General features: G+C 57.6%; 23 protein-coding genes and 2 pseudogenes. 10 read left to right on the top strand and 15 right to left on the bottom strand.

All coding sequences use genetic code 11. The features are described from left to right. Positions 1–4 precede the first annotated feature (4 nt). The 5 genes from ELH03_RS30010 to ELH03_RS29990 form a co-directional block, all read right to left on the bottom strand. The gene (locus ELH03_RS30010; protein WP_130767188.1) at positions 5–1,096 is read right to left on the bottom strand and encodes a rhodanese-like domain-containing protein; all 1,092 of its coding nucleotides are present in this window, start codon (positions 1,094–1,096) and stop codon (positions 5–7) included. Positions 1,097–1,202: 106 nt separating this feature from the next. After that, a complete protein-coding gene (locus ELH03_RS30005) occupies positions 1,203–2,807 on the bottom strand; it encodes an ABC transporter substrate-binding protein (protein ID WP_130767187.1) in 1,605 nt (534 codons plus the stop codon). Positions 2,808–2,995: 188 nt separating this feature from the next. Then, positions 2,996–3,931, bottom strand: coding sequence for an amidohydrolase family protein (locus ELH03_RS30000; RefSeq protein WP_130767186.1), 936 nt, complete (start codon positions 3,929–3,931; stop codon positions 2,996–2,998). Then, a complete protein-coding gene (locus ELH03_RS29995; protein ID WP_130767185.1) occupies positions 3,928–5,262 on the bottom strand; it encodes an NtaA/DmoA family FMN-dependent monooxygenase in 1,335 nt (444 codons plus the stop codon). Before ELH03_RS29995 ends, ELH03_RS30000 begins: the two co-directional genes overlap by 4 nt. 305 nt (positions 5,263–5,567) lie before the next feature. Beyond that, complete coding sequence (locus ELH03_RS29990; RefSeq protein WP_130767184.1) at positions 5,568–6,749, bottom strand: Fic family protein; 1,182 nt, start codon at positions 6,747–6,749, stop codon at positions 5,568–5,570. 329 nt (positions 6,750–7,078) lie between these two features. Here ELH03_RS29990 and ELH03_RS38815 point away from each other — a divergent pair, with 329 nt between their 5' ends. Then, complete coding sequence (locus ELH03_RS38815; RefSeq protein WP_245511906.1) at positions 7,079–7,582, top strand: hypothetical protein; 504 nt, start codon at positions 7,079–7,081, stop codon at positions 7,580–7,582. A 28-nt stretch (positions 7,583–7,610) separates the two neighbouring features. Here ELH03_RS38815 and ELH03_RS29975 read toward each other — a convergent pair whose 3' ends face one another. The 3 genes and pseudogenes from ELH03_RS29975 to ELH03_RS38190 all read right to left on the bottom strand — a co-directional run. After that, positions 7,611–7,874, bottom strand: a complete 264-nt coding sequence (locus ELH03_RS29975; protein WP_409995870.1) for a L,D-transpeptidase — start codon at positions 7,872–7,874, stop codon at positions 7,611–7,613. A 73-nt stretch (positions 7,875–7,947) separates the two neighbouring features. Then, positions 7,948–8,352, bottom strand: a pseudogene (locus tag ELH03_RS29970) (IS110 family transposase); the annotation flags it as partial. 312 nt (positions 8,353–8,664) lie between these two features. Beyond that, positions 8,665–8,805, bottom strand: a pseudogene (locus ELH03_RS38190) (transposase domain-containing protein); the annotation flags it as partial. 362 nt (positions 8,806–9,167) lie between these two features. Between ELH03_RS38190 and ELH03_RS29960 the strand changes: the two are divergent. From ELH03_RS29960 to ELH03_RS29950, 3 genes are read left to right on the top strand one after another with little or no spacing between them, the layout of a single operon-like run. Further along, positions 9,168–10,277, top strand: coding sequence for a 2Fe-2S iron-sulfur cluster-binding protein (locus ELH03_RS29960; RefSeq protein ID WP_130767183.1), 1,110 nt, complete (start codon positions 9,168–9,170; stop codon positions 10,275–10,277). 42 nt (positions 10,278–10,319) lie between these two features. Beyond that, on the top strand, positions 10,320–11,441 hold the full coding sequence (gene hisC / locus ELH03_RS29955) for a histidinol-phosphate transaminase (RefSeq protein WP_130767182.1): 1,122 nt from the start codon (positions 10,320–10,322) through the stop codon (positions 11,439–11,441). Continuing rightward, entirely contained in the window at positions 11,438–12,859 is a 1,422-nt protein-coding gene (locus tag ELH03_RS29950) for an FAD-binding oxidoreductase (RefSeq protein WP_130767181.1), read from the top strand. The genes hisC and ELH03_RS29950 overlap by 4 nt, the downstream gene beginning before the upstream one ends. Positions 12,860–12,949: 90 nt before the next feature. On the opposite strand, the gene ELH03_RS29945 is transcribed toward ELH03_RS29950, so the two are convergent. The 5 genes from ELH03_RS29945 to ELH03_RS29925 all read right to left on the bottom strand — a co-directional run bounded on the left by ELH03_RS29945 (position 12,950) and on the right by ELH03_RS29925 (position 18,507). Next, a complete protein-coding gene (locus ELH03_RS29945; RefSeq protein WP_018494957.1) occupies positions 12,950–13,636 on the bottom strand; it encodes an ABC transporter permease in 687 nt (228 codons plus the stop codon). A 4-nt stretch (positions 13,637–13,640) separates the two neighbouring features. Next, positions 13,641–14,348, bottom strand: a complete 708-nt coding sequence (locus ELH03_RS29940) for an ABC transporter permease (RefSeq protein WP_018494958.1) — start codon at positions 14,346–14,348, stop codon at positions 13,641–13,643. Positions 14,349–14,486: 138 nt separating this feature from the next. Then, positions 14,487–15,281, bottom strand: a complete 795-nt coding sequence (locus ELH03_RS29935) for a transporter substrate-binding domain-containing protein (RefSeq protein ID WP_130767180.1) — start codon at positions 15,279–15,281, stop codon at positions 14,487–14,489. A gap of 78 nt (positions 15,282–15,359) precedes the next feature. Then, a complete protein-coding gene (locus tag ELH03_RS38560; protein WP_130767179.1) occupies positions 15,360–17,327 on the bottom strand; it encodes a DUF2817 domain-containing protein in 1,968 nt (655 codons plus the stop codon). 139 nt (positions 17,328–17,466) lie between these two features. Continuing rightward, positions 17,467–18,507: an aromatic ring-hydroxylating dioxygenase subunit alpha gene (locus ELH03_RS29925; RefSeq protein WP_130767410.1), complete on the bottom strand. Its 1,041-nt coding sequence runs from the start codon at positions 18,505–18,507 to the stop codon at positions 17,467–17,469. Between the two features lie 125 nt (positions 18,508–18,632). Here ELH03_RS29925 and ELH03_RS29920 point away from each other — a divergent pair, with 125 nt between their 5' ends. After that, positions 18,633–19,559 (top strand): LysR family transcriptional regulator, encoded by a 927-nt coding sequence (locus ELH03_RS29920; protein ID WP_130767178.1) that lies wholly within the window; start codon positions 18,633–18,635, stop codon positions 19,557–19,559. Positions 19,560–20,098: 539 nt separating this feature from the next. Next, on the top strand, positions 20,099–20,296 hold the full coding sequence (locus ELH03_RS29915) for a hypothetical protein (protein WP_027687160.1): 198 nt from the start codon (positions 20,099–20,101) through the stop codon (positions 20,294–20,296). Positions 20,297–20,318: 22 nt separating this feature from the next. Here ELH03_RS29915 and ELH03_RS29910 read toward each other — a convergent pair whose 3' ends face one another. Then, positions 20,319–20,570, bottom strand: a complete 252-nt coding sequence (locus ELH03_RS29910; protein ID WP_130767177.1) for a hypothetical protein — start codon at positions 20,568–20,570, stop codon at positions 20,319–20,321. 203 nt (positions 20,571–20,773) lie between these two features. On the opposite strand from ELH03_RS29910, the gene ELH03_RS29905 reads away from it, so the two are divergent. The 4 genes from ELH03_RS29905 to curA all read left to right on the top strand — a co-directional run bounded on the left by ELH03_RS29905 (position 20,774) and on the right by curA (position 23,581). After that, complete coding sequence (locus ELH03_RS29905; protein WP_130767409.1) at positions 20,774–21,490, top strand: hypothetical protein; 717 nt, start codon at positions 20,774–20,776, stop codon at positions 21,488–21,490. A 119-nt stretch (positions 21,491–21,609) separates the two neighbouring features. Beyond that, on the top strand, positions 21,610–21,750 hold the full coding sequence (locus ELH03_RS37610) for a hypothetical protein (RefSeq protein WP_165420546.1): 141 nt from the start codon (positions 21,610–21,612) through the stop codon (positions 21,748–21,750). A 6-nt stretch (positions 21,751–21,756) separates the two neighbouring features. Then, entirely contained in the window at positions 21,757–22,308 is a 552-nt protein-coding gene (locus ELH03_RS29900; protein ID WP_130767176.1) for an OsmC family protein, read from the top strand. A 244-nt stretch (positions 22,309–22,552) separates the two neighbouring features. Beyond that, a complete protein-coding gene (gene curA / locus ELH03_RS29895; RefSeq protein ID WP_130767408.1) occupies positions 22,553–23,581 on the top strand; it encodes an NADPH-dependent curcumin/dihydrocurcumin reductase in 1,029 nt (342 codons plus the stop codon). Positions 23,582–24,203: 622 nt separating this feature from the next. On the opposite strand, the gene ELH03_RS29885 is transcribed toward curA, so the two are convergent. Further along, positions 24,204–25,391, bottom strand: a complete 1,188-nt coding sequence (locus ELH03_RS29885) for a Gfo/Idh/MocA family protein (protein WP_130767175.1) — start codon at positions 25,389–25,391, stop codon at positions 24,204–24,206. Between the last annotated feature and the right edge of the window lie 17 nt (positions 25,392–25,408).

Below are 25,408 nucleotides of genomic sequence, written 5' to 3'. Positions count from 1 at the left end.
CACATCAAGCAACTGCGCTTAGCTGCTGAGCCGAGAAATCAACCAGCAATATTGCGATTTCGAAGCCACGGCGCTGAAGCCAATGCGCAACGGTGCGCGCCCGCACCCCAAGCGGGTCGTCGATGAGGACGACGCGTGCACCGCGAACGGCGATGGTGCGGTAGGCGACGCCGAGCAACTGGCCGCCCTCCGACGAAAGCGTCCCGTCGAGATGGCTCTTTTCGAACTCCTCGGGCGTGCGCACATCAAGAAGATAGGTCGTTCGGCCGGGATCGTGCGCCCATTTGCGGGCGGTGGCGACATCGATCTCGGGAAAACGGTCATCGGCGCTCAGTGTCTGGAGATGCGCGCGCGCGAAATCGAGCGCCGCTGGGCTTGCCTCGCCGTAGACACGGCTCCTGCCGGTTTCGAGTTCCAGGCCAGCGCCGATCCACGCCTTCGTCCCGTCATGCAGGTAGGCGACCTGATTGGCGACCTTCGCATCGATGAGCGTCTGGGCCCCGAGGATTGCGCGAGGCAGCCCGGCGCAGGAGACGACGACCTTGGTCTTATCCGACGGCACGACGTCCTTGAAGCGCAATAACAACTCCGCACCCGGCACGCTGACCGCGTCGGGGACATGATCGCGACTGAATTCGGCAACAGTGCGCGTATCGATGACGACGACGTCTTCACCGGCATCGCGCAAGCGCTTCAATTCTTCAACCGAGATGACCGGCGTGTTCCTTTCGTCTCGCACTGCAAGCGAAAAATCGACGCCTGGCGTGTCGAATGTCGGAAGGGAAGCCTCTGCTTTCGCCGTCCAGGCGGGAATGCCGCCATCGAGCGCGAAGACATTCGCCCATCCTGCTTTCCCCAGATTTTCGGCAAGCAGGGCAGCGGCGCCATCACCTCCGTCGGCAAGAACGGTGCGCACGACGGTGCGCGGGACGAAGCGGCCGATCTCGCTTTCCACAAACTCGGCCGGCAAATTGGTAGCGAAGAGAGGTGATGCATAGCCGACAACTGCCGGGTCTCTGATGTCGAACACCGCCAGCTCCTCACCGTCGGCGAGCCAGTTGCGGAATGTGTCCCGGGAGATTGTCTTTTGGGTCACGCTGGGCCTCCATCACGCATTGATGTTGATCTCTGAAAGATATTGGGGCGGCCAGGAGAGACGTGGACGACGTCTCTCCACCCGCGTCATCGTACGGTCACCAGCATCAGCTCTCCGGGCTGAGCCATATCTGGCCGAAGCTGTTGTTGATGCCCTGCGCACCCGGCGCGAAGTTTCTGACCTTCTTGCTTGCAATGATCTGCGAACCGGCCGCGACCAGATCGACGGAGACGACATCCTCGTGAATGATGCGCTGGAACTGATACCAGAGGTCGCGTCGCTTTGCCTCGTCGGGCTCGACTGCCGCCGCTTCAAGAAGCCGGTCCACATCGGGATTAACGTAGTGGCTGGCGTTGGAGAAGACGAGGCCGATCTTGAAGTTCTTCGACCAGTAGGCGCGCTGCACACCGAGGCTCGGATCGAAGGTATTCGAAAGGGATTCGATGACAAGGTCCCATGCGCGATCAGTGTAAACGGTCTTGAGGTAGGTCGCGAGATCGAACTTGAGGATCTCCGCCTCGATACCGACGACGGCGAGGGATTGCTTGATGAAGTCGGCGTAGGAGGGCGTGAGGAAAGAGTTGTAGGCGAGGCGAAGCTTGAAACGACTGCCGTTTGCGCCTCTGGGATAGCCGGCCTCATCCAGAAGTTTTTCTGCGAGTTTCGGATCCGGCGTCCGTGCCTTGATGCTCGGATCATACCATTTCGGCAGCGCCGTGCTGACCGGGCTCGGCGATACGGCGCCATAGCCATAGAGTGCGATATCCAGCAATTTCTGCAGGTCGATCGCATGGGCGATTGCCAGCCGAACCTCGCGCTTGGTGAGAATCTCGTTCTCATAGTTGAAGAACAGCTGCTGCTGCGGGCCGGAATAGGCGTAGGTCGTCGTATCCACGACCAGGTTTGGATTGGCCTTCAGGCGTTCTATGTCCGACAAAGGCACGGGGTTGGCGCCGATGTCGATTTCACCGGTTTCGAGTGCGGCAGCGCGAGCGGAGGGATCGAGGATGACGCGAAGGACGACCCGGTCGAGATAGGGCTTGCCTGCGTCCCAGTAGTCCGGATTGCGGTCGAAGATCAGATGACTGCCCGGTACCCAGTCTTTGAGGATGAACGGTCCGGTTCCGATCGTCTGCGCAAGCTTGGGCTGTTCCTCTGGCTTGAAGGTTTCATAGACATGCTTCGGTACGATCGGCGATTCCGAACTGCTGAGTGCCGTGATCAGATAAGGCGCGGGTTTGGAGAGGACGACAATCGCCGTATGCGGATCGGGCGTCTCGACCGCGGTCACGTTCTGATAGGTGATGCGGCCGCGGGGATGGGCTTCCTTCAACCGAAGAATCGTAAAGGCCACGTCGGCAGCGGTGAAGTCTGCGCCGTCATGCCATTTCACGCCCTCGCGCAGTTTAAACGTATAGCGCAGCTGATCGTCGCTGACCGACCAGTCCGTCGCCAACAGCGGGATCGGATTGAGGTCGTAGTCAAAGTCGAACAGGCCCTCATTGATCTTCGGTCCGATCGCCTGACCGGTGCCCGATGACGTGTTGATGGCGATCAGTGCGCTCGGGTCGGGATAATAGGCCCAATTGAGCGTACCACCCCTGACCGGTGTTTCAGCGGCTGCTTCAGCAAAACGAGGCATGCCGGCGATCGCGAGGCCCGCCCCGCTTGCAAGTAGCAACTGATTGAACTGGCGACGATTGATCGACATAGGCTGCTCCGAAAGCACAAACACGGCAGGCCGCGGACGGAGCCCCATGCCCCGCTGTCCGGATGATCCCTTCACAGCCGTCGAACTCAAAGGCAGATTTTCTATCGCGGTTTGAAAGCAAAGCTTGTCAGCGTTTCGAGCCTGTCCCCGGATCGCCGCAATGATCGAGCACCTGCGGAGCCGTCGATCTACCGGTCGGCGCGGCCGAGAAGCCGTCGCGCATTGCCGCCGGCAATAAGCGCCTGCGCTGCCGCGTCGAGGCCGGCCGTCTTAAAACTCCTGCCCAGGGATTGTTGCGAAAGCGATGGCAGGATCGGCCAGTCGGTTCCGGCAAGCACTCTGTCGGGACCGAAGAATTCCGCGAGAATGGCGATGATCGAGGGATCGTCGCCCATCGTATCGAAATAGATATTCGGCCTTCGGCCTTCGGCGCGGTTCTGCCTGGAGTAACGGCCGCCGCGTGATGCCTGCACGATGGCGCCGAGGCCAAGGGTCGCGAAAACGAAGTCGAGGTCGGGAAACTCGTCAAGCAGGCCGCTCTCCAACACCGACAGGAAGGCGACACCGTTCATCAGCCCACGGCCAAGGGAGTTGCCAAGTTTGCCGGCACCTGCGATCAGAATATCCGCCTGCGGTGCGTTGACCGGATGCACAAAGACCGGTCGTTTGAACCTGGCTGCGACCGCAAGTGTCGGCCGCACACTGGCGTCGCCCAGGAATTTGCCGTCACGGGAAGAATCGATGACGAGGCCTGACAGGCCGAGTTCGCCAAGCGCTCGCTCTGCCTCGCGCGCTGCGATCTCGCCTGAAAAGGGATCGACGGTCGCCAATGCCGCAAGGCGCCCCGGATTGGCCTTGGCCAATCCGGCCAGCCAATCGTTGACATTGGAGATCACCGCGGCATCGACTGGTCCTGCTACGCCGAACAGGCTTTCAACCGTCGTGCTCAACACCGCAAGCGATACACCCGCCGCTTCGAATTCGTCGAGCAGCGCGGCCGGATCGACGATCTTCCTCAGGATATCGTCGGGAAGCCCGGAGGATATGCGCCTGGCGCCATCAAGGCCCCATTCCGGCGGCCAGAGGTGAGTATGAATATCGACGATGTCCAATCTGCCGCTCATGCACTGCCGCTTTCCTTGAGATAACGATCTAATGAAGATGCTTCCTGCGTCAGCCCGAAGCGCTCCCGCAGGCTTCCACTCTCATATTGTCGGGGGAAGATGCCGGCATCCTGCAGTCGCGGCACAACCTGTTCGACGAAGTCGGAGAGATCGTCGGGCAGGACCGGAGCCTGGATGTTGAAACCGTCGACGATGCCGGAACGCCACCAGGCGATGATGTCGCCCGCGATATCATCAGCCGTGCCGGCCACGAGCCTGTGACCGCCCTCCACGCGCCGCACGAATTGCCTCGGCGTGATAGGCTCGTGGCGCGCAAGTTCGGCCAGAGCCTGCGAGAAACCTGCCGGGCGCTGTTGATCGGCCGTCGTCGTAAACAGATCGCCCGAGACCGGCGCATCGGGATCAAGCGTGCCATAGTCGAACCCGGCATCCCTGGCGAAGCGCCGCAACAGCCCCTCCTCGCTGCCTGTTCCCGACACCGCCTCGTGCCGCTCCAACGCCTCTTCCCGGTTGCGCCCGATGATCGGAACCAGACCGGGAACGACCCTCAAAGAGTCGACGTCACGCCCCTTCGCGATGGCCCGCTTATGGAGCTCGTCACGAAAGGCGCGAGCCGCCGAGAGCGACAGCAGCGAGCAATAGATGATCTCGCCATAGGCGGCAGCAAAATCGAGCCCCGGCCCGGAGGCTCCCGCCTGGCCGATGAGGGCGCGCCGCTGCCGGTCGCGAGGCACGTTGAGCGGCCCGGCGACATTGTAGAATTCGCCCCTGTGCCCGATCGGACGGGCAAAATCCGGATCCCAAAGCCCAGCCTGTGGATCGGCTGGCCGACGCAGCTCCCAGCTATCCAGCAACGCACCGACCACCGACATGAATTCATGTGCCTGCCTGTAGCGTGCCTCGCGCGGCGGCAAAGGTGCAGAGCCATAATTCGCCGCAACAGCGGGGTTGAAGGATGAGACGATATTACAAATGACGCGGCCGCCAGAAATGTGATCGAGGGTCGCCAGCCGGCGCGCCAGATCGTATGGCGCGCTGTAGGTGGAGGAAACCGTAATCTCGAAGCCGATATCTGGCACGACAACGGCAAGCGCGGTCGACAGGGTAAGCGGTTCAAAGCTGTGCAGCGGCCGCTGCGCAGGATCTGCGCCGAGGGCCGGATGGTCTGAAAAGAACACCGCATCAAGAATGCCGGCATGGGCAATCCTGGTCGTCCGCAGATAGTGATCAAACTCCGCGAAGACGAATGGCGAACCGCCCACATGGCGCCAGGAGTCTGCAAGATATCCGGTACTGTTGATACCGGCCGTAAGGATAAGTCGCTTTTGCATAGATAACGTGTCCCCCTGCGCTGCATTGTTCGGGACGACGGCGCGCGCGTTCGCACAGAGGCTGCTGTAACACTGCGAATTATGCAGTCGCCGCGGCCCGTTCGGTTATCCTCAGGATGTGTCTGGCCAGGAAGGCAGAATTTCTTTCGCGTTGGAAAAGAATAATTTGTTTGTTGATGCCGCTGTCGCCAAACGAGCGCTTTCTATCCAACTCTGACCGGAAGGCAAATCACGTGTAGGTCTGCCGACGGAAAGGTGATCGCCTTGATGGGACTCGAACCGCAGACCGGTGAATTGGTTGGTTTTCAAACTGCTGCGGGAAGAGGATCGGTGCCTTCACTAAGGATCGCGAGATACCGTCTATAGCTGAAAACGCGACCACGCTTGCGGCCGGTCACCTCCTCAACTATGCCGAACCGCTCCAGATCGGTGAGTGCCGCATTGACGGTAGGGGCCGATAGGCCCGTCTTTTGAACAAGCTGATTTGCCGTCAGGAACGGATTTTGCTGAAAAAGATCATGGATGCGAAGCGCTGAACCGGCTCGGTCGCTTTCAGTTGTGATGCGCTCGCGGTCTTCCTTGAACACCTCGACGATCCGAGTGGCGGCGTCAAATGCCTGGTTTGCGGTGTCGGCGACGCCGGTAAGGAAGAAGTCGAGCCAACCTTCCCAACTGCCGTGTTCGCGGACCTCCTGGAGCAGTCGATAGTATTCCGTTCGATGGGTCTTCAGGTAAAGACTTAGATACAGTAGTGGCTTACGCAGAACCCCGTTCATGCAAAGGTAGAGCGTGACTAGCAAGCGGCCGATACGACCGTTGCCATCCAGGAATGGATGGATCGTTTCGAACTGGACGTGCAGAAGGCCGGCCTTGATGAGTGCGGGCAGCCGCGACCGATCTTCATGCATGAAACCTTCGAGCGCATCCAAGCAGGTGTCCATCTCCGTGACAGGCGGCGGCACGAAGAGCGCATTGCCAGGTCGTGTCCCCCCGATCCAATTCTGCGAGCGCCGGAATTCGCCGGGATTCTTGGTACCGCCGCGCCCACTTTGCAGCAATCGCGCGTGCATTTCACGGATCAGGCGTAGGGACATTGGCAGAGATTCCAGTCGTTCCAAACCATACATCATGGCATCGACGTAGTTCGAAACTTCGCGGATATCATCGATAGGTTGTCCCGCCTGCGCTTCCGTCTCAAAACGCAGAAGATCGGAGAGCGTTGACTGTGTTCCTTCGATCTGCGAGGAAAGAACAGCTTCCTTCCTGACATACATGTAAAGAAAGAGCTCCTGACGAGGGAGCAGCATCGTGATACCATCTAGCCGTCCGAGAGCTCGCTCCGCCAAGCTAAGACGCTCCAGAAGTGAAAGCACATCAATGGCAGGCATAGGCGGCAATGGCGGAGGTACGAATGCCCGCACGGTTTCGCCAGCAACTGCTGTTTCGACAAAGCGGCCGGACCGCTGATTTAGCTCGGAATCAGACATGGGCTGATTATGATTTTCAGCTACTATTTAAGCAAGTGGGCCTTCGCTTAAATAACGAAGCAGCTAAGGTAAGCGCTCTTAAATAAGCGTACGCCCCAGTCGAGCGCCTTGAAAGGATGCGACCCGAAGACCTCATCATCGGTTGGAGTTTGGATAACCCATATTTATGGAACTAAGTCATTGATTTCATGTCGCTCGTTCTGGCGCAGATTTCACAATGTTCGACACAGCGAGAATTGTGACGGCCTAAGCCGCTTGCCGTTGATTGGACGTTGGGTTTGACCCCAGTGTTATACCCGGAGGCATTGGTCGTGCCATTCAATCCTTAATTGAGAGAAACGGGAAGCGACACGAAGCTGGTGAGGCCGAATGAATCCGGCACCGCCGCCTCGAGGATATCGATCTCAACGAATATCGCTGACGCTGACGTCTGCATCTCCGCTTATGAGATCCGGTCGCTTTTTCCTGAGTATTTGTATCGAAGGGAAATTGCTGTCCAACTGCAACTGAAAAGCACTCGCGGCGCCATCTTCATCTCGGCGCTTGATGCGCTCGTACATTTCCCGGTGTTCGTCGAAAACGACAGAGTAGTGCCCCTCCAACGGAAAAGCCTGCCGGCGCACCCGGTCAAGTTGGCCAGTCGCATTATGAATGCGGTAGACATGACACCCGAGCCGGTTCAATCACTGCCGCAACTGCGGAGCAAAGGACTGCGCTTTGGCGAAACCCTGCTGGTCAAATCCCTCGCCCGTGCAGCCGCGCTGATTCCAAGGAGAGACACGCCTGCAGCGCAAGCAGCCCGGCGCATGGGTGTAAATGAACGGCCTTTATAGCCTTCAGTTTTATCAAGGGTCTCCTCTGTCACGCTTCGGCACCCTGATTGACCGGAAGAACAACGACCTTGGCACCGTCAGGAACGCGTCCGTAGAGATCGATGACGCCCTGGTTCATCATGCGAATACAGCCTGACGACATGGCTTTTCCAATCGACTGCTGCGGCTCGGTCGTTCCATGGATCCGGTAGAGGGTATCCTTGCCGCCTTCGAACAGGTAAAGGGCAAACGATGTGCCACTGACACCTTTGCGATAGCCCGACTTTGGTAGGGTCGACTTGAGCCATGGCAGTTCTAACGGCCTTCATTCGCGGCCAACGTTTTCTCGCTGCAATATCCCTTTTTTAAAACTTAACTAAGTGGCCTTTAAACGCGAGCAGCGCGCGCGTTAGTGCCTCTCCATCGATCTTGTCGGTCTTCGCACGCCGACGTCGACGGGAGGTAGCGATCGAAGCGGCGTCAACAACGTAACTCTCGATGCCGTTAGCCTCCAGCACGCGATGTATCCAGAAGCCGTCCAATCCTGCCTCTTGGATCGTCACAATGGGAAATGACTTGCCGGTGCGCAACCGCGCCTTCTGTTGTAGCTGCTCAAACCGATCCAGCAGCTCGGCCACATTGCCACCGTCCACTACATGCTTCGACATCTTCTCGCCGCTGCCCGGCGACAACGAAGTGACCAACCAGGTCGATCGGCTCAGTTCCAATGACACAAAAATTGCGCCAAGATCAGTGCGGACGGCGGTTGGATGAATGGATGTAGGTTCCATAAACTTCTCCTCCTGAGCGAGTGTTTTGATGCAGCCTCACTCTGCCAGAGCGTCGGCCGCTGTTCACTCCTCATGGGATCTAAAGCCGACGGGGTGTTCCTCACCCGCCCCCGATCTGATCTTGCAACCCGGACCAGTCGCTCAGATCGGCGGCTAATCCGAAGCGCAAGTGTCGCGTTTCTAACTGGCTGGCGACGTCGCGCCACTAATCAGATTTGACAGCGCTGGTGCTGACAATTTGTGTCAGCAATCGCCGAAGTCCTTACAACACAAAGGCGTGAGCTTTCCCGTTTCGACGAGGCTATATTGAAATCAACAGCGGTCGCTGGCGCCGCCCTGTAAAGAGGGCCAGCTCCATAGCAGCAGTTCGCTTACCCGACTCTGCTTGTGACCATTGACGATGGCGGTGAGCGTGCCGCTAAGGTAAGCAAGCGGATCAATGGTACTAAGCTTGATGAGGTGGATGGCTCCCTCGTCCGGCGCCATAGTGAAAGAGCGGTCGCGATGACCGCATTCGCCGCTCTCGCCTGATGGGCTGACCCTAGGGATCACCGCAGTTTAGCTTTTCTAAACAAAAACGCATTGAGCGCGGGATTGTGTCTCTCAACCAACCCTCAAATAATGAGACTTGTCAGAGGGATAATTTGCGGTCGGGAGTCGGGGGCAACAATCGGTGACGACCAAATGGTCGCGCATTTCGGAGCGTGGCCGCACTCCTAAGATCGAATCCAGCCGTTTTTGATCGGTCTCACAGGAAGACCTGAGGGCGAGACCTACGGATCGCCCGACCTAGCACTAAAAGGAAAAAGCAGATCATGGTGAATACCCTGGATACGCGCTTTCGGCCGTTCGAGGTAAAGAGAAAAGTCCGCGAGAGTGCCACGATCACGTCTTTTTACCTTGCGCCCGTCAATCCTGGGGATTGGCGGCCCTTCGAGGCGGGCCAGTTCCTCACGATCCAGATACCCGATCCGAACGAGGGAGAACCGCTTGTCCGGAATTACACGGTTTCGTCCGCACCGAGTGAGGCAGGCGTATATCGTATTACCGTGAAACGGGAGGCGGCGTTAACGCCGGACATGGCCAATGGGATTGCTTCGTGCTGGCTCCATGACACCGTGGAAGAAGGTACAGTCATAAATGTCGACAGACCCCGCGGCGCCTTCAAGCTCGACAAAGCCAGTCAGCGACCGGTCATTTTGCTGTCCGGCGGCGTCGGAATTACACCTACCATTTCCATGTTGAAGGTGTTGGTCAAGGAAGGCGATCGTCCGGTCTGGTTCGTCCATGCCTGCGATGGGGCTGCCGCCCACGCGTTGCGCGAAGAAGTGCGGGAGCTTGCTGAACGGCGCAGCAATGTCAACGTACACTACTGTTATCGCTTTCCGACAGATGAAGACGCGAAAGCGGCACTTTTCCACTCGACCGGCTTTATCACACGAGAGACCATGCAGTCGCTCCTGCCGCTGGACGATTACGAAGCCTATATGTGCGGACCGCCACCGTTTATGCAGGCGATGTATGACCTGCTTCTTTCTCTCGGCCTGGAGAAGAGCAAGATTGCCTACGAATTTTTCGGGCCTGCATCCCTGCTTTCGCCATCGCGGCCGAAGAAGGAAGCAGATCCGCGCTTGGATGCCGCTCTCGTGTCACCAGAGGCAGAAAGCACAGGCATCGAGATTGTTCTTGGAAAGTCGAATGCCAGGTTCGGCTGGGATTCAGCCTCGGAATCGATCCTGAGCTTCCTGGAAAGCCAGGGCATTGAGCCGGCCTTCTCCTGCCGAGCAGGTGTCTGCGGAAGCTGTGTCCAGGGCCTCATTTCGGGTGACGTGGAATATGTGCAGGAGCCGCTGGATGCCGTACCAGCCGGGCGGATTCTCCTCTGTTGCTCCAAGCCCATCAGTTCAGTCGTACTCGACCTCTAGTTCTAGGTTCCAGCGTTCAATTAAAATCAGCGAGATCAACCGATGGCCGAAACACTTAGACTCAATCCGAACGTTGCAGAACTGCCACCTTATAATGCCGGAATGAACATTGCCGTGGCGCGCAGCAAGACGGGTCTGACCGAGATTGCAGCCCTTGCCAGCAACGAGAACCCTTACGGTTGTTCTCCGAAAGTGGCTGTAGCGCTGGCCAATCTCGATCCCTCCCGCTATGCGGATCCTGCCTGTTTGATCTTGCGCGATGCGCTAAGCAAAAAGCTCGGCGTTGCCGGAAGTCGAATTGTCATCGGGAACGGGTCCGAAGAGATGATCGCTGCTGTTTGCCGCGCGGTCCTGCGCCCATTTTCCACTGTCGTCGCAATGACGCCCGGCTTCGGTCTACACGAAATCGAGCCCAGGGCAAACGGTGCGAAAATCGTCAAGGTACCAATGACGAAAGATCTTCGATTTGATCTTGAGGCTATGAGGATCGCACTCAAAAAAAAGCCCTCAATATTCTTCATCTCCTCCCCTTCAAACCCGGTGGGACCGGCGCTCAAACAAAGTCAACTCTCACACCTCATCGCGGCTGTTCCGCGGGAAACGTTGCTTGTTTTTGATGAAGCCTATTTCGAGTTCTGCGACGAGAATACACCTGACGGGCTCAAGATGCTCGCTGACAGCGCGATTTCCTACGTCGTGCTGAGAACGTTTTCGAAAGCCTATGGGCTGGCTGGGCTCCGGGTGGGCTATGCCGTTGCCTCCGATGAACGACTGGCACAGACCATGTCATCGGCAAAGACACCGTTCAACGTCAATGCGGCCGCGCAATTGGCGGCCGTTGCTGCCCTTGAAGACGAGAACTGGATGCGGGCTTCGGTCGCGAGCGTCATCAGTGAGCGCAAGCGTATGGCGATCGCGATCGCTTCGCTTGAGCTGTTTGTTCCAGAGTCTCAGACGAACTTCCTATTCATCGATGTCGGTGGTGACAGTGCAATGGCTTTCGATCATTTCCTGTCACACGGCATTATCGTCAAACCCTGGAAAGAACCCGAATTTGCCAGCTTTATCCGCGTTACCGTCGGGCTCGCCGCAGAAAACGACCGATTTCTGAAAGCTCTACGCCTGCTGAAGGATAAACTCTGCGAGGCAAAAGTCGCGTCATGATCAAGCAGAATACCGACGTGACGCGGGATTTGTCCGCCGCATTTCTTAATGACATCGATCAGATCATCGGCCTGTCGAACCTGAAGCAGGGCGATGCCGTCGCCAATCTGGATTATGGCGTGACAGCGGCGAATCTCGGCGCGACCGCCGTGGCGTTTCCATCGTCGACGCAGGACGTTGCGGCCATTATAAAAAGCGCCTTTGCGCATGGCATATCGATTGTCCCGCAAGGCGGACGAACCGGGCTTGTCGGCGGGAGCATTTCCATGCCTGGTCAGATCGTCCTGTCCACAGCCCGCTTGAACGGAACTGTCGAGATTTATCCTATCGAGCGGGTTGCCGTTGTGGAGGCGGGCGTCACGCTTCAGGCGTTGCAGGCCGCCGCATCCGAGCATCACCTGGAACCAGGTATCGACCTGCCGTCGCGTGGGTCTGCCACGATCGGCGGAATGGTTTCGACCAATGCCGGTGGAATTTCGGCGTTTCGCTACGGGGTCATGCGACATCGCGTTCTTGGGCTGGAAGTTGTGCTGCCGGATGGCTCGATCTTCTCTGATCTGACGCGCGTTGTGAAGAACGCTGCGGGATACGACCTAAAGCATCTTTTTATCGGGGCGGAGGGTACACTTGGGATCGTGACGAAGGTCGCCATCAAACTGGAGCCGGTTCCCGCAGCGACCGCAACCGCGCTTTTCGGGCTTCCATGCGTGGAAGCGGCTCTTGAGGCAACCAGGCTTGGGCTGAACGCACAGTACGGCCAGATGCGCGCGGCCGAAGCCATCTGGAACTCGTTTTTTGCGTTAACGGCGGGCGAGCACCGTTGGTCGGCGACCGATTATTCCCCTGACTATCCTGTCAATCTCATCCTCTCGCTCGGCGGAGGAAATGAGGAACAGCTTCAGATGGAACTCGGCAGGATTTACGAGGAACTGTATGAAACGTATCCGGGTATATCCGCTGTTGTTGCAACGTCGCGGGCGCAGGAGGCCGAGTTGTGGCGCTTGAGAGAGGACACGGACCTCATCTATCGCCGACACCCGGCAGCACCTTCTTTTGACGTCTCTGTCCCCCTCTCCCAAATCGATGAATATATCGCTCGCTGCATACCGGAACTTCGGTCAATCGATCCCGCCTTCGATCCCTATCTCTTCGGGCATATTGCTGACGGCAACCTTCATATTGTCCTGAACGTCTCAGGCGCGGATCTGATACCTGACAAGGCTGCCGCCGTCGAATCTGTTCTTTACCGCGACCTCACGCAATCGGGAGGCTCGTTCTCTGCCGAACATGGGATCGGCTCAAAACGCATTCACTCTTTACGCGAGACCGCCGACCCAGTGAAGTTTGCCCTGATGACGCAGATCAAATCAGCCATGGATGGCGCGCGCACCCTCAATCCCGGCAAAGTCATCGGCTGACATGGAAACGCCGCGTTCTTCGGGAGCGCAGCGTAAGCGTAAAGAGACGGAGCTGGTTGTGTCGTTTCAATTCGCCAACATTGGCGGCTCTCACCGTGCCTCGTGACGCATCAGATGTCCCTCTAGCAAGCGGATCAGCATGACGAGGGTGAGGTTGATGACGAGGTAGATGGCACCGGCCAGGGCAAAGACTTCGAAAATCGCGAAGGTCTGGCTCATCAGGCGCTTTGCATATCCCGTGATTTCAAGAACAGTGATTGTCGAAGCAAGGCTCGTACCCTTGACGACGAGGATAAGCTCATTGCCGTAAGCAGGCAGCGCCTGGCGAATGGCGAGCGGGAATTCGATCCGGCGGAAGCGCAGAAATGGTGACATTCCGGCGGCCTTGGCCGCTTCCTTCAAACCTGAGGGAACGGACAATAATCCGCCGCGCAGAATTTCGGATGTGTAGGCCGCGGTATTGAGCGCCATGGCCATGACCGCGCAACGCGCGCCGTCGCTGATGATCCACCAGGTTATGGCATTGCTTTTGATAAAGCCAATTTGGCCGAGCCCGTAATAAAACAGGAACAACTGCACAAGCAGCGGTGTCCCGCGGAAGACCATGCTGTAGTATTTTGCAAAGCCCGCAAGGAACCGGTTTTCGGACAGTCGCATCAGCGCAAGGCCAAGCCCGAGATTGAAGCCGATTGCGACCGAAATGGCTGTTATGGCCGCCGTTGTGGACAGCCCTTTCAACAGGAACGGCATCGATGTTGCTAAAAATTCGATGTCCATCGCGTTACTTCCTTGCCTTCAGTCCGACCAAGCGTTCCATCCTATCAAATCCAGCCTGGCTGATCAGGGTGATCGCGAAATACACCAAAGCTGCGATGAGGTAGAAAATCAGAGGGTTTCGGGTGCTGCCGGCACCCACGGAAGCGGTCCGCATCAACTCCTGCAACCCGACGACTGACACCAGCGCCGTATCCTTGATGGTCGTTTGCCAGACGTTGTTCATGCCGGGAATGGCGATGCGAAGCATTTGCGGGACGATAATGCGCCTGAAGATCCGGCGGCCGGGAATTCCCAATGCCCGCGCAGCTTCGATGTGCCCCGCCGGGATGGAAGCCAATGCTCCCCTGATAACCTCTGTCGAATAGGCACCGGAGATTGTACCGATTGCAATGACGGCGATGATGAAGGCGTATCCGCTATCCGCCAGAGCTGCATATCCGAATGCAGTCGCAACCTTCGTGACAAACTCCACCGAGGAAAAGAACAGCAGATAGATAATCAGCAGTTCAGGCACTCCGCGCACCAGAGAGGTGTATGCGTCCACCAAGAGAGTCAACGGGAATATCCGTGCCCACTTGATGACACCGCACAGGGTTCCGATCAAGGCACCGGCAATCATGCTCATCGCGCCGACGGAAATCGTTATCGCAGCGCCTTGCAGAATGGCCCTTATCCAACCACCTTGCCAGACCAGGATCAGACTAGACTCCATGAGATTTGCCCTGAGTTCCGCTGCGAATTCCCATGCCTTGTCGGCACCAGGCGTTGTCAGCATTTTCGACCGTGCGCACCTTGTCGGCGACGAGGGAATGAGAGCCCCGCACGGTTTGCAGCGTGCGGGGCTGGCGTCTTAGTTGCAGGGACGGGAGATATCCATCTTGAACCACTTCTGGCTCGACTTTCCGATCGAACCATCCGCGACAAGCTCACACAGCGCCGTGTTGATCTTTGCCTTCAGCTCCGTGCTCTCTTTGGCAATTCCGACGCCGATGCCTTCACCCAGGGTGGAATCGAATTTGCTCTGGACTTTCACATCGACGAACTGGAAGTCCTTGCCCTCCGGCTTGGCAAGAAAGTCCTGAAGGGCAGAAGCATCTGCAAATGCTGCCTCGACGCGGCCGCTTGCCAGATCGATCTGCATGTTGTCGAGTGTGTCGTAGGTTTTCAGATTGGCGGATGGTACGCGCTTTTCGATGAAATGAGCGTGTGTCGTGCCGGTTTGAACGCCGATCGTCTTGCCGTCCAGGCCCTTCAACAAAGCGTCGATGTCCTTGATGCCGGCCAGATCTGACGTTTTCGGCACGAGAAACATGTTTGCCAGCTCAGCGTAGCCGACCGAAAAGTCGATTTCCTTTTTCCGATCCTGGGTGATCGACATCCCCGAGATGATGATATCGAAGCGCTTCGCCTTCAGGGCCGGGATCAGGCCGTCGAAGGCCTGCACGACGAACCGGCATTTTACGGCCAGCTTGGTGCACAGCAGGCTCCCGACATCGGCATCGAAGCCGGTCACATTGCCAGCGGCGTCTGCCATGCTCCACGGGGGATAGGCACCTTCGGTGCCGATCGACAATTCACCTTCGGCGGCGTGCACCGTGCTGACGCCGGCAAGAAGCAGGGCGAGTGACAGGACTTTCAGATTCATATGTGAATTCCCCTATTGGTTGACTTAATGGGTTTGATTTGCCGGGAAACGACCGGCACGTGTGATCAGCGGTTGGGGTTACAAAGTCCGCGACAGGAACTGACGCAGCCGTTCCGATCGCGGATTGGTAAACAACTCCGCCGGTGTACTCTCTTCCTCCACCTTCCCTTGATGCAGGAACAGAATCTTGTGGGATACTTCGCGCGCAAACTGCATTTCATGCGTCACGAGGATCATCGTATTACCTTCTTCCGCCAGTTGACGAATGACGCGGAGAACCTCGCCCACGAGCTCCGGGTCGAGAGCGGACGTCGGTTCGTCGCAAAGAATGACTTTCGGCCGCATCGCGAGTGTTCTCGCAATTGCCGCGCGTTGCTGCTGCCCTCCGGAAAGCTGGCCGGGATACTGGGCATGCTTTTCCGACAGCCCTACCTTTTTCAAAAGCTGATGCGCGTGTTCGACCGCATCCTGGCGACGTTCGCAAAGAACATGGACGGGAGCCTCGATAATGTTCTCCAGCACCGACATGTGGGGCCAGAGATTGAAGTTCTGGAACACCATTCCCACCCGCGCGCGGATACGCTCGACCTGGCGCATGTCCGCGGGATGAGACCACCCGCCCTTCGCGGGTTTCATTCGTATTTCCTCGCCGTCGACGACGATCGTTCCGCTGCTGGGTTGTTCAAGCAGGTTGATGCAGCGCAGAAACGTGCTCTTGCCGGAACCCGACGATCCGATCATCGAGACGACTTCACCGGGATCGGCACTCAGCCCCACGCCCGACAGCACTTCGTGCGTGCCGAAACTCTTGTGAAGATCATGAACCTCCACGGCTGGCCGTTCATGGCGTTTGGCGTTCAACGGCACCGCCGGGGGCCAGTCGGTAATGGAGACTGCGTTCTTGGCGATGTCGCCACCTGGATCGGCACGAGCGACAGAGGCAAGCGCCATCAACGCGCGGTCGAAGTATCGGAGGCTTGTCGCCAGACAGTTCTGCTGCCATTCAGGGTCATGGGGTATGAATGCCGCTCTCAGCGTCTTCTTGATTTTCTGCCCGAGTGGAGATTCGAGTTTGCCGAAGAGATGCAACCAGTTGTCCGCTTTCACGGCGTCCATCACCACCGCGCCTTCAAGCGTCCCGCACTCGATCACAAGCGGCAGCACGCGGCTGGTCGGCAAGGCTTTTCGCACTGCGGCCGACACATATCCGGTCGCCGTCGCTGCAATTCCGGTATCGGTTATCGCACCCTTGCCGGTCATCACCACCTTGAGTGCATGCCCGTAGGTGCTCGTGCCCCATCGCAGGCCTGCATGGTCCTCTTCGGCGACCGAGAGCAGAGCGGGATATCCATAAGGGCCGGCGCCGGTGTGCAGGTCGAAGACGATGACATCCGAAGCACCGGCGACAAATGTGCTCAAGATGTCATTGAGGGTGCGGTTCGACCATACCGGGCCGCTACCGCCATAAAACAGTCCGTCGGGACAATCGTACTGGCCTGCTTCGACGATGGTCGCAATGCGGGCATGACCACCTGCTGATGTTCTCGCTTGCGACAGCATTTGATCTGCACGGTCGCGATTGGGGCCATCCCATTCGGCGCAAACCAAAGCCTCATGCAGTTCAGCATATTTGTCGTTGCGGGGGGTCGCGACCTCCCAGTCGATGAAGTTGCGATTGAGATCGACATTGTCTTCGTTGACCCGTCGGCTCCATGCCGTTCCCCAGGGGTTGATCAGGTGAACGATCACCAGCGCTGTATCGGCAGGAAGCTGCAACGGATTGTTTGCGGAAAGCCATTCAGCCTGACATGCCGATCCGAATTGCCCTTCCACTCCGTGAGTTCCAGACAGGATGACGAGTTTTTTCGAGGCGTTGCGTTCACCAAGATAGGCGACATCGGTGAACAGATTTTCGCCATCTGGCCCATGCAACGGGTGCTTGTATTCGAACAGGGCAGCATTCGACCGGCGCGCTGCGGAGAGAAAACGCTGCCGCAGCACATTGTAATCCACAGAATAGAGCTCAGGCTGCCTGATGTGGCGCATCAAGGATACTCCCGATTTGTCGCTGGTGTCGGCTTTTGCCGATCACCAGCTATGTTCCCGATTGTTATTTTTTGTCGTCTCCGCTTTGTTTTATGACGCGCGCGAAGATCGGATCGTAAAGACACTCCAGCGAAGGCGCTTATTCCGCAGCAGCGGCCACAGCCACAGTTTCGCCTTCGATCATCTGTGACAGCTTCCGTCTAAAGCGCAGTGGTCCCACGTCGATCTTCAGGTCGAGGTTTGGAGTCTGCTTGTTCGCGATACCGTGATGAACCGCTTCCAGCACGACGCGATCCTCTTCGAAGGCACCACGTACGGATGTTGCAAAACGCGCCGAGACATCCGGGTCGTCAGGCGCGAAATTGCGCATCTGGAACCAGTAATACTTCGTGCGGTTCTCATCGACCGGAGTCATGAAGTTGTAGCTGTCCATCAGGAACGTATTGTCCGGCAGTTTACGGCCCTCGCCACCGGACCCGGACGGCGCAAAGATCGCCTTGATGATGGCATTGCTGGGATAGCGAACCTCGTAATGCTGCTTGCGATCGCATTTCCCTTCGAACTGCAGGAAGGGGGCGTAAAAGGGCGCAGGGTCCGAATCAAGCATCCAACGCCAGACGACGACGCCGTCACTCTTCACCGTCGTTTCCAAGGGCGTTTCTTCGCAAGCCGAACTGGCGAACGAGCTCTGATGCACCCATGCGACGTGAGACGGATCCAGCAGATTGTCCGTCATGTAGAGGTAATTGCAGTTGATTGTCATCGACTCGCCCCGGTTGATGCCCCAGGACGGGTTACCGAAATGCTCGACTTCGAAGATCTCGGCGGGATCAGCTCTTGCGACATCGCCCATCCAGACCCAGACAAGCCCGTAACGTTCCTCAACGGGGTATGACCGGACACAGGCGACATGGGGAATACGCTCTGCACCGGGCACGCGGGTGCAGGCGCCGGAACAGTCGAAGGTCAGACCATGATAGCCGCATTCGACGTCATCGCCCTTGATCCTTCCCATCGACAAGGGAAGCTTGCGATGGGGACAGGCATCTTCAAGTGCTGCGAGCTTACCATTCTGCAGACGGTAAAGGACGATGTTTTCGCCGAGCATCGTTACGGGTGTCAGGTCGCGCCCAATTTCATGATCCCACGTAGCGACGTACCAAGCATTTCTGAGAAACATCACTTTCTTCCCCGTTTTTAGCTTTGATAGGGACAGTATTTTCCTTGTTGCGCTGCGGGACAAGCGGATATCGGTTGCGTTCTAGTTTAGAAAATCTTAACAATCGCGTAAATTGGAGAAACGCTATGGGGATGCCACCACTCCATGCCCTACAAGCTTTCGAAGCCGTAGGAAGGTGCGGCACGATGAGCACGGCTGCCAAAGAACTCGGCGTGACACCCAGTGCTATCAGCCAACAAGTCCGCAAACTTGAGGATCATCTCGGCGTTACGCTTCTCGAACGCATCGGACGCCGTGTGGAGCTCACGTCTTGGGGTGTTCTCCTTCACAAAGAAGTCGCCAAAGGGTTCAGCCAGCTCAATCATTCCGTCGATGTTCTCGAACGGGCGCGAAGCCAGACTGGGATCGTGCTGACGGCGCTCAGCTCGGTCGTGAACAAATGGATAGGCCGCAAGATCTTCGAGTGGCAGGCCCTCTACCCTGAAGCCAATGTCCGCATCATCGGCAAGGATGACGAACCGAGTCTGTTGGATGGCCAGAGTGATTTTCGCATAACCTACGGAAAGCGCGTAGAGGTGCACGCCCATTTCGCGCCCCTTTACACAGATTGGGTGGTCCCCGCGTGCTCGCCGCGTCTGCTTGGGGGGCGAACGTTATCGACGGCCGCCGACCTTCTTAAATTCCCGTTGCTCAATATCGAGTGGGAATCGCATTACAGCCGCCCTCCGCAATGGAGCGAGTGGGCGCAACTCGTTGGTGCAACTGTGAACGAAAAGCTTTCAAGCCTTTTTTTCGCGCTGTCGAGCAACGCAATCGATGCTGCTGTCAACGGCCACGGCTTCGTTCTGGCTCAGGTTTCGATGATCGAGGACGAGTTGCGAGCTGGTACTCTTGTCGTTCCTTTCGACATCCGCCTTCCGCTTCCAGAGAGCTACTACCTTGCTTGGGATCGTTCCGCGTTTGAAAAGCCCTATGGAAGAGAATTTCATATGTGGGTCATGGGAATCGCGAAAAAACAGTCTGTCGCGTCATCGCCAAAACGCAGGGCGTAATCTTAAGGAGAACGCTGACACTCTTACCGTGTCACATGCTGATATTCGCCACGCCGATCTAGAAGTGGTCGCGCGTCGCCATGCATATTCACCGCCGCGGCTCGGGCAACACGCGTGCCAAATTCGAACTGCTAGTTCGCACGAAAGGGGCTTTTCGTTCCGTATCACTCCCCCTGGGTGACCGGGGCGTCGAAAATGGTGGAGCGGACTGCTTCGGAAGTGTGCTCGCCGACATAGGGAGCCCGGGGACGCTTTCCGCCAAGTGCCGGAAGGCAGAATTTCTTTTGCGTTGAAAAAGAATAATTTGTTTGCTGATGCTGATGCCGTCGGAAATCAAGGCCTGGGTGCCACTTGCACCCATGCCCGAAAGCCGCCACCCTCTCAAATTAGAAATATTTTCTCAAATTACAGGGAGAAGTTGGCATCGATGGGAATGGTCTCCCGTATTTCCTTCTTATATAGTCTATAAAATTGATAGACTATAACGTGCCTCCGCCGAGTGCACTTCGCAAGAGGGCCGATTTTATCGGATGATCGCAATGGCCAAACAGGTGATCGAATACGCCGGCGTTCCGGTCGGTATCGTCGTTCCAGACAAGGACCTGCTGAAGTTCATCGCCGTGAAGTTTCATGTTCATGACCTCGACGGCCAGCACTTTGCCTCGCCGTCGGACGTGCTGCGGGCAATCCACAAACTGATGTCGGCATCAAACGCCGGCGTTCATCGCGCCGCCTAATCGGAGAGACACCATGGGCAGGCTACGCCAATTCTTCCGGCTTTCCGCACTGCGCGACGATCTTGAAACGAAGTTGCTCGCTCGAGAGTATCGCTCCCTGCTCCTCGACGACCATTTCGAAGACGGCACGGACAAGGAACTCCAATCGAAATGCGCCGAACTCACTATCGAAATCTCTTCGCGCCGCTATCGGCACCGCCATTGAAACAGCTTCCAGCGCCTCAAACCATGGCAGGCACAGCGCTGTCAGCCCTCGACAGGTGATCTTCAACATTATCTCCAACAAAACGTTGCAACGTTCAACCAGGACCATACTGCATGCAAAGCAGATTTCTCGCCCAAAGAGCCCTCGCATTGCGAACCACATTGAGAGCAGTTGTTCTGGCTGCCATCATCCCTTTCGCATTCCAAACTACGGCGCTTGCAGATCAAAAGGTGCTGCTGTCCTACGAGGCGACACCCTCCGCAGGTTTCCATCTGCCGCGGCTTTCCCAGGCCAGTTATGATGATCGAGCGGCATTTTCAGCCGAAGTGCTAAAAGAGATCGTGCCGAAGATCATAACAGCCAATGGCATCGACCCTGCGACCTTGGAGACAGAGGTGACGCCCGGCGGGTATCTCCTCAAAACCAATGCGTCACTTCAGACCGAGGGGGATCTTGACGACACCGCGGCTGATCGGCTTGCCGGCTCCCTGGGCTACGTCTTCCGCCAATATAGCGTCCTTGCCTCTCGCCTCGACGACGCGACGGGCAAGACCGGCTTTGTTGTCGTGCGGTTTCACCAAGACGGCCTTAATGCCACCGTCGCGCAGAAATTCTTCGAGGCAGCAGACGCAACGGAAAAGGGCCTGGGCGGCGGATACACCGTGTTCGGAGACGAACAGATCTTCCTCAATGTGACGAATTCCGAAGGAAAGCCTTACAGCGGCCTTGATGACGCAACCTTCCAAGACGGCCTGAGACGCGCTGCCGCATCCTTCGGTGATCCCGCACCGGAGGTGTCTTCTTCTGGCAAGGCAACCGCACGCTTTATTGGGAATGATTGGGAGAAGTCAAAGAGAGGCGAGGACTATCAAAGTCTGCTCGGCGGACCAGACGGTGAATTGGTGAAAAAGCTCGACGAGATCAGTAAAGACTATGCATCCCTCGTCGCAAAGACAGCTGAAAGCAAGGGCTGGAACCGAGATGAATGAGGGCGTGTGCGAGGCGCCCACGCACAAACCGCTTGGTGGTGGAGGCGGCTGTTTCGGGCAAGCGGACAAAATTAGAAAATTCTATCGAACAGCGTTTCATAGCCCCGTCGATTTTAACAATGAGATTTTCGAACGCCCGGCGGATGCTTCGCCGCACGGTGCTTGCCGCGCTTATTGCCTCGCCTGGATCCGTCTCTGGCGAAGAAACGACGATCCGCTTCGGCCATCCCGGCATCGGTCTTGACAACAGGGAATATTAGCAAGCGATGACAACTTTGAATGAATATCTCCGACAGAAGCGCGAAGCACTACTCGATCGGCGGGCGCGCGTCAAAAAAGGCGAACTGGGCGCGGTCACATTGAAGGCCAGTGCAAGCGCAGAGGGCCGCAGCGGCGTACGTCGTATCCGAATACGGGATTTTCAGGTCATTTCCGACAGCCCGCCCGATTTCGCCGGCTACAATCTGGGTCCGTCGTCTCCAGAACTGCTGCTCGGCGCGCTTTCGAGCTGCCTGACCCATACCTTTCTGATCCATGCTTCCGATCAGGGCGTGCCGCTTGAGTCGCTGCATGCGGAAGTCTCCGCCACGATCGATCCGCGTGCAGGTGCAGACGGATATGAAGACATTCCCGTCTATCCCCAGGACATCAACTACCTGGTCACCCTGGTATCTCCCGCAAGCACCGCGGACATCGCCAGACTGCAGGCGACCGTGGAAAAGATCTGTCCAATCCTCAATCTGCTGAGACGCGGAAACGAGGTGCGCGGGCAGTTGGATCACCAGCAACCTGGCCATCAGACAACGAGCGCCGACTGATGACCGTATAGTCATGCGTCAGCAGGTGTTCTCGACTTCGTTTCGTGTGGGGAACCGTCGGAGGTCGGTTGCTGCATAATTCCTTAAATTGGTATCGGTTGAAGGATAAAATCATGCGGCCATTCAAAATGCGCCCGTGGTACGGCGACAAGCGGTGCTCCGGTGGGCCCCAGATGGCGAGCGCTCAGTTCGCTTGAAGCAAATTCCTGATACACCAAGGAAAAATCCGAAGAGGAGCACACCCATGACTAGTCCACCCGTTACCACCCGCATCGTCCTTGCATCGCGCCCATCCGGAAAGCCGGTGGCCGCGAATTTCCGGCTCGAGCGGGAGACGGTTCGAGATCTCGCCGAGGGCGAGGTTCTTCTCCAGACGCTTTATCTTTCCCTTGACCCCTACATGCGGGGCCGCATGGACGATGCCAAGTCCTATGCCAAGCCGGTCGAAATCGGCGGTGTGATGGAAGGGGACACGGTTGCGCACGTCGCACGCAGCCGCAACACGGCGTTCAAGGTGGGGGATATCGTCCTCTCGCATTCCGGCTGGCAGAGCTATGCGATTTCAGATGGCACGGGCTTGCAGAAGCTCGATCCGGAAACCGCACCGATCACGACAGCGCTTGGCATTCTTGGAATGCCCGGCTTCACGGCTTATGCCGGGCTTCGCAATATCGGCAAACCCAAAGCCGGGGAAACACTTGTGGTCGCAGCAGCGAGCGGCGCGGTTGGCTCGGCAGTTGGGCAGATGGCAAAGATTTACGGTGCGCGTGTTGTCGGAATCGCAGGCGGGTCCAAGAAATGTCACCACTTACGCCAAGAGCTCGGCTTCGATGTCGCGATAGACCATCATTCGAGCGATTTTCCGGCACAACTCGCAGCTGCCTGTCCGAACGGAATTGATGTCTATTTCGAGAATGTTGGTGGCCACGTCTGGAGCGCGGTGTTTCCATTGCTGAACGACTTCGCACGCATACCGGTCTGCGGGCTCATCGCGCATTACAACGAAACCTCCTCTGTCGCGAGCAGACGTGATCAGCTTCCTGCTGTGATGCGTGCCATCCTGCGGAAAAGCCTCACCATACGAGGCTTCATACAGCGCGAATTTGCCGACCAGCGTCCTGACTTCTATCAGCAAGCCGGAGCGTGGATCTCCGAAGGACGGCTGAAGTACAAGGAAGATATCGTTGACGGCCTTGAAAACGCTCCGGAGGCTTTTCTTGGCCTTCTGGAAGGGAAAAATTTCGGAAAGCTGATCGTGCGTGTCGCGCCCTGAACATAGCCTTGGCGTTATCTATTCCTGGCGCAGTTCTTTTTGCTCGCTGCCGGGACAGAACAAAAAAGCGAATCCCGGAGAAGCTGATGCGGGAGCACGTACACCCTAGGAAGAAGATGACGACTGCGGGCATTGTCCGCAAGGGTAAGGCGGATGCCCATCTTCAAGATCTGAGCTCACCATTTCCGGCGTAATAATTTCATCAAGAAGGATAATGCCGTGGCCGCTGCAACAAGGACGCTTCCGATACTCGACCTCGGGCGTTTTGCATCCGCTCATCCGGAACGAGAGCAGGCGCTCGCGGAGCTTCGGGTTATGATCCAACCGTCGGTCAGAAGCGCGGAAAAGCAGCCGTCGGCACGCTGAAGCCAACCGTCCATGTCGACCGTGCTACCGGCGTTCTGAGCTCCGATGCCAAGAGCGCCGGCATAGTCGCCGCTCGCGGAGTTTGCTGGGGTGGAGCTCGCGACCAAACTGATTACGCGCCTTGACGGGAGAGACCCTGTCATCAGGCTTTGCAGTTGAACCACTTCGAACCGTCGACCTACCGCTCACTTTCGCCAGCGCCAAAAAGCAAGCCCTTGCTGCGTAACAGTTATTTATGGAACCACATGGCGTGTCTCTAGACCTTGACCCAAGCGCCGTTCTTCTTCGAAGACGCGACGCAGGCTTCGACGAAGGCCACACCCTTCACGCCGTCATCGACTGTGGGGTAGACCACCGCCTTGTCGACGGCCTTGCCCTTCTTGCGGGCGTTGATCGCATGCGCGGCTTCGGTATAGATCGTCGCAAAGGCTTCGAGATAACCTTCCGGATGCCCTGACGGCACGCGCGTGACACGGCCGGCAGCCGCGCCTGAACCGGCGCCGCCCCGGGTGATCAGCCGCTTCGGCTCGCCGAAAGGCGTGTACCACAAGTAGTTCGGGTCCTTCTGGGTCCATTCCAGCCCGCCCTTGGTGCCGTAGACACGCACCATCAGGCCGTTTTCATGGCCGGGGGCCACCTGGCTGCACCAGAGCATGCCCTTGGCCGGCTTCTCCGAGCCCTTTGCCTTGAAGCGCAGCATGACATGCGCATTGTCGTCCAGCCGGCGGCCCGGAACAAAGCTGTCGAGGTCGGCGGCGAGGCTGTCGAGCTCAAGACCTGATATGAAGGCGGCGAGATTATAGGCATGCGTGCCGATATCGCCGGTCGAGCCGCCGACGCCGGACTGCGCCGGATCGGTGCGCCAGGCGGCCTGTTTCTGGCCGGTTTGCTCGACCGCTTCCGTCAGCCAGTCCTGCGGATATTCGGCCTGGACGACGCGGATGTCGCCGAGTTCGCCATTCGCGATCATCTCCCGCGCCTGGCGGACCATCGGATAGCCGGTGTAATTATGCGTCAGCACGAAGAGTGCGCCGCTCTCGTCGGCGATCTTCTTCAGCTTCTTCGCATCGGCAAGGTTGGATGTCAGCGGCTTGTCGCAGATGACATGAATGCCGCGCTTCAGGAATTCCTTGGCTGCATCGTAGTGAACATGGTTCGGCGTGACGATCGCCACCGCCTCGATGCCGTTCTTCAGCTTCGCCTCGCGGATCGCCATCTCGCGATAGCTGGAATAAGTCCGCGACGAATCGAGACCGAGGTCGCGTCCGGATGCGATCGCCTTTTCGGGCGAAGCCGACAGCGCGCCGGCGATGAGATCGTACTGATCGTCGATACGTGCCGCGATACGGTGCACCGCGCCGATAAACGCGCCCGCCCCGCCGCCCACCATGCCGAGCCGGATGCGCGGCTCGCGTGTCTGTTCGGATGATGCTTCGATTGCCATTGATTCCTCCTGAAATT

Source organism: Rhizobium beringeri, from assembly GCF_004306515.1.
Lineage (GTDB): Bacteria > Pseudomonadota > Alphaproteobacteria > Rhizobiales > Rhizobiaceae > Rhizobium > Rhizobium beringeri.
Note: the sequence above shows the minus strand (reverse complement) of the source record. Positions and strands in the feature narration are given on the sequence as shown.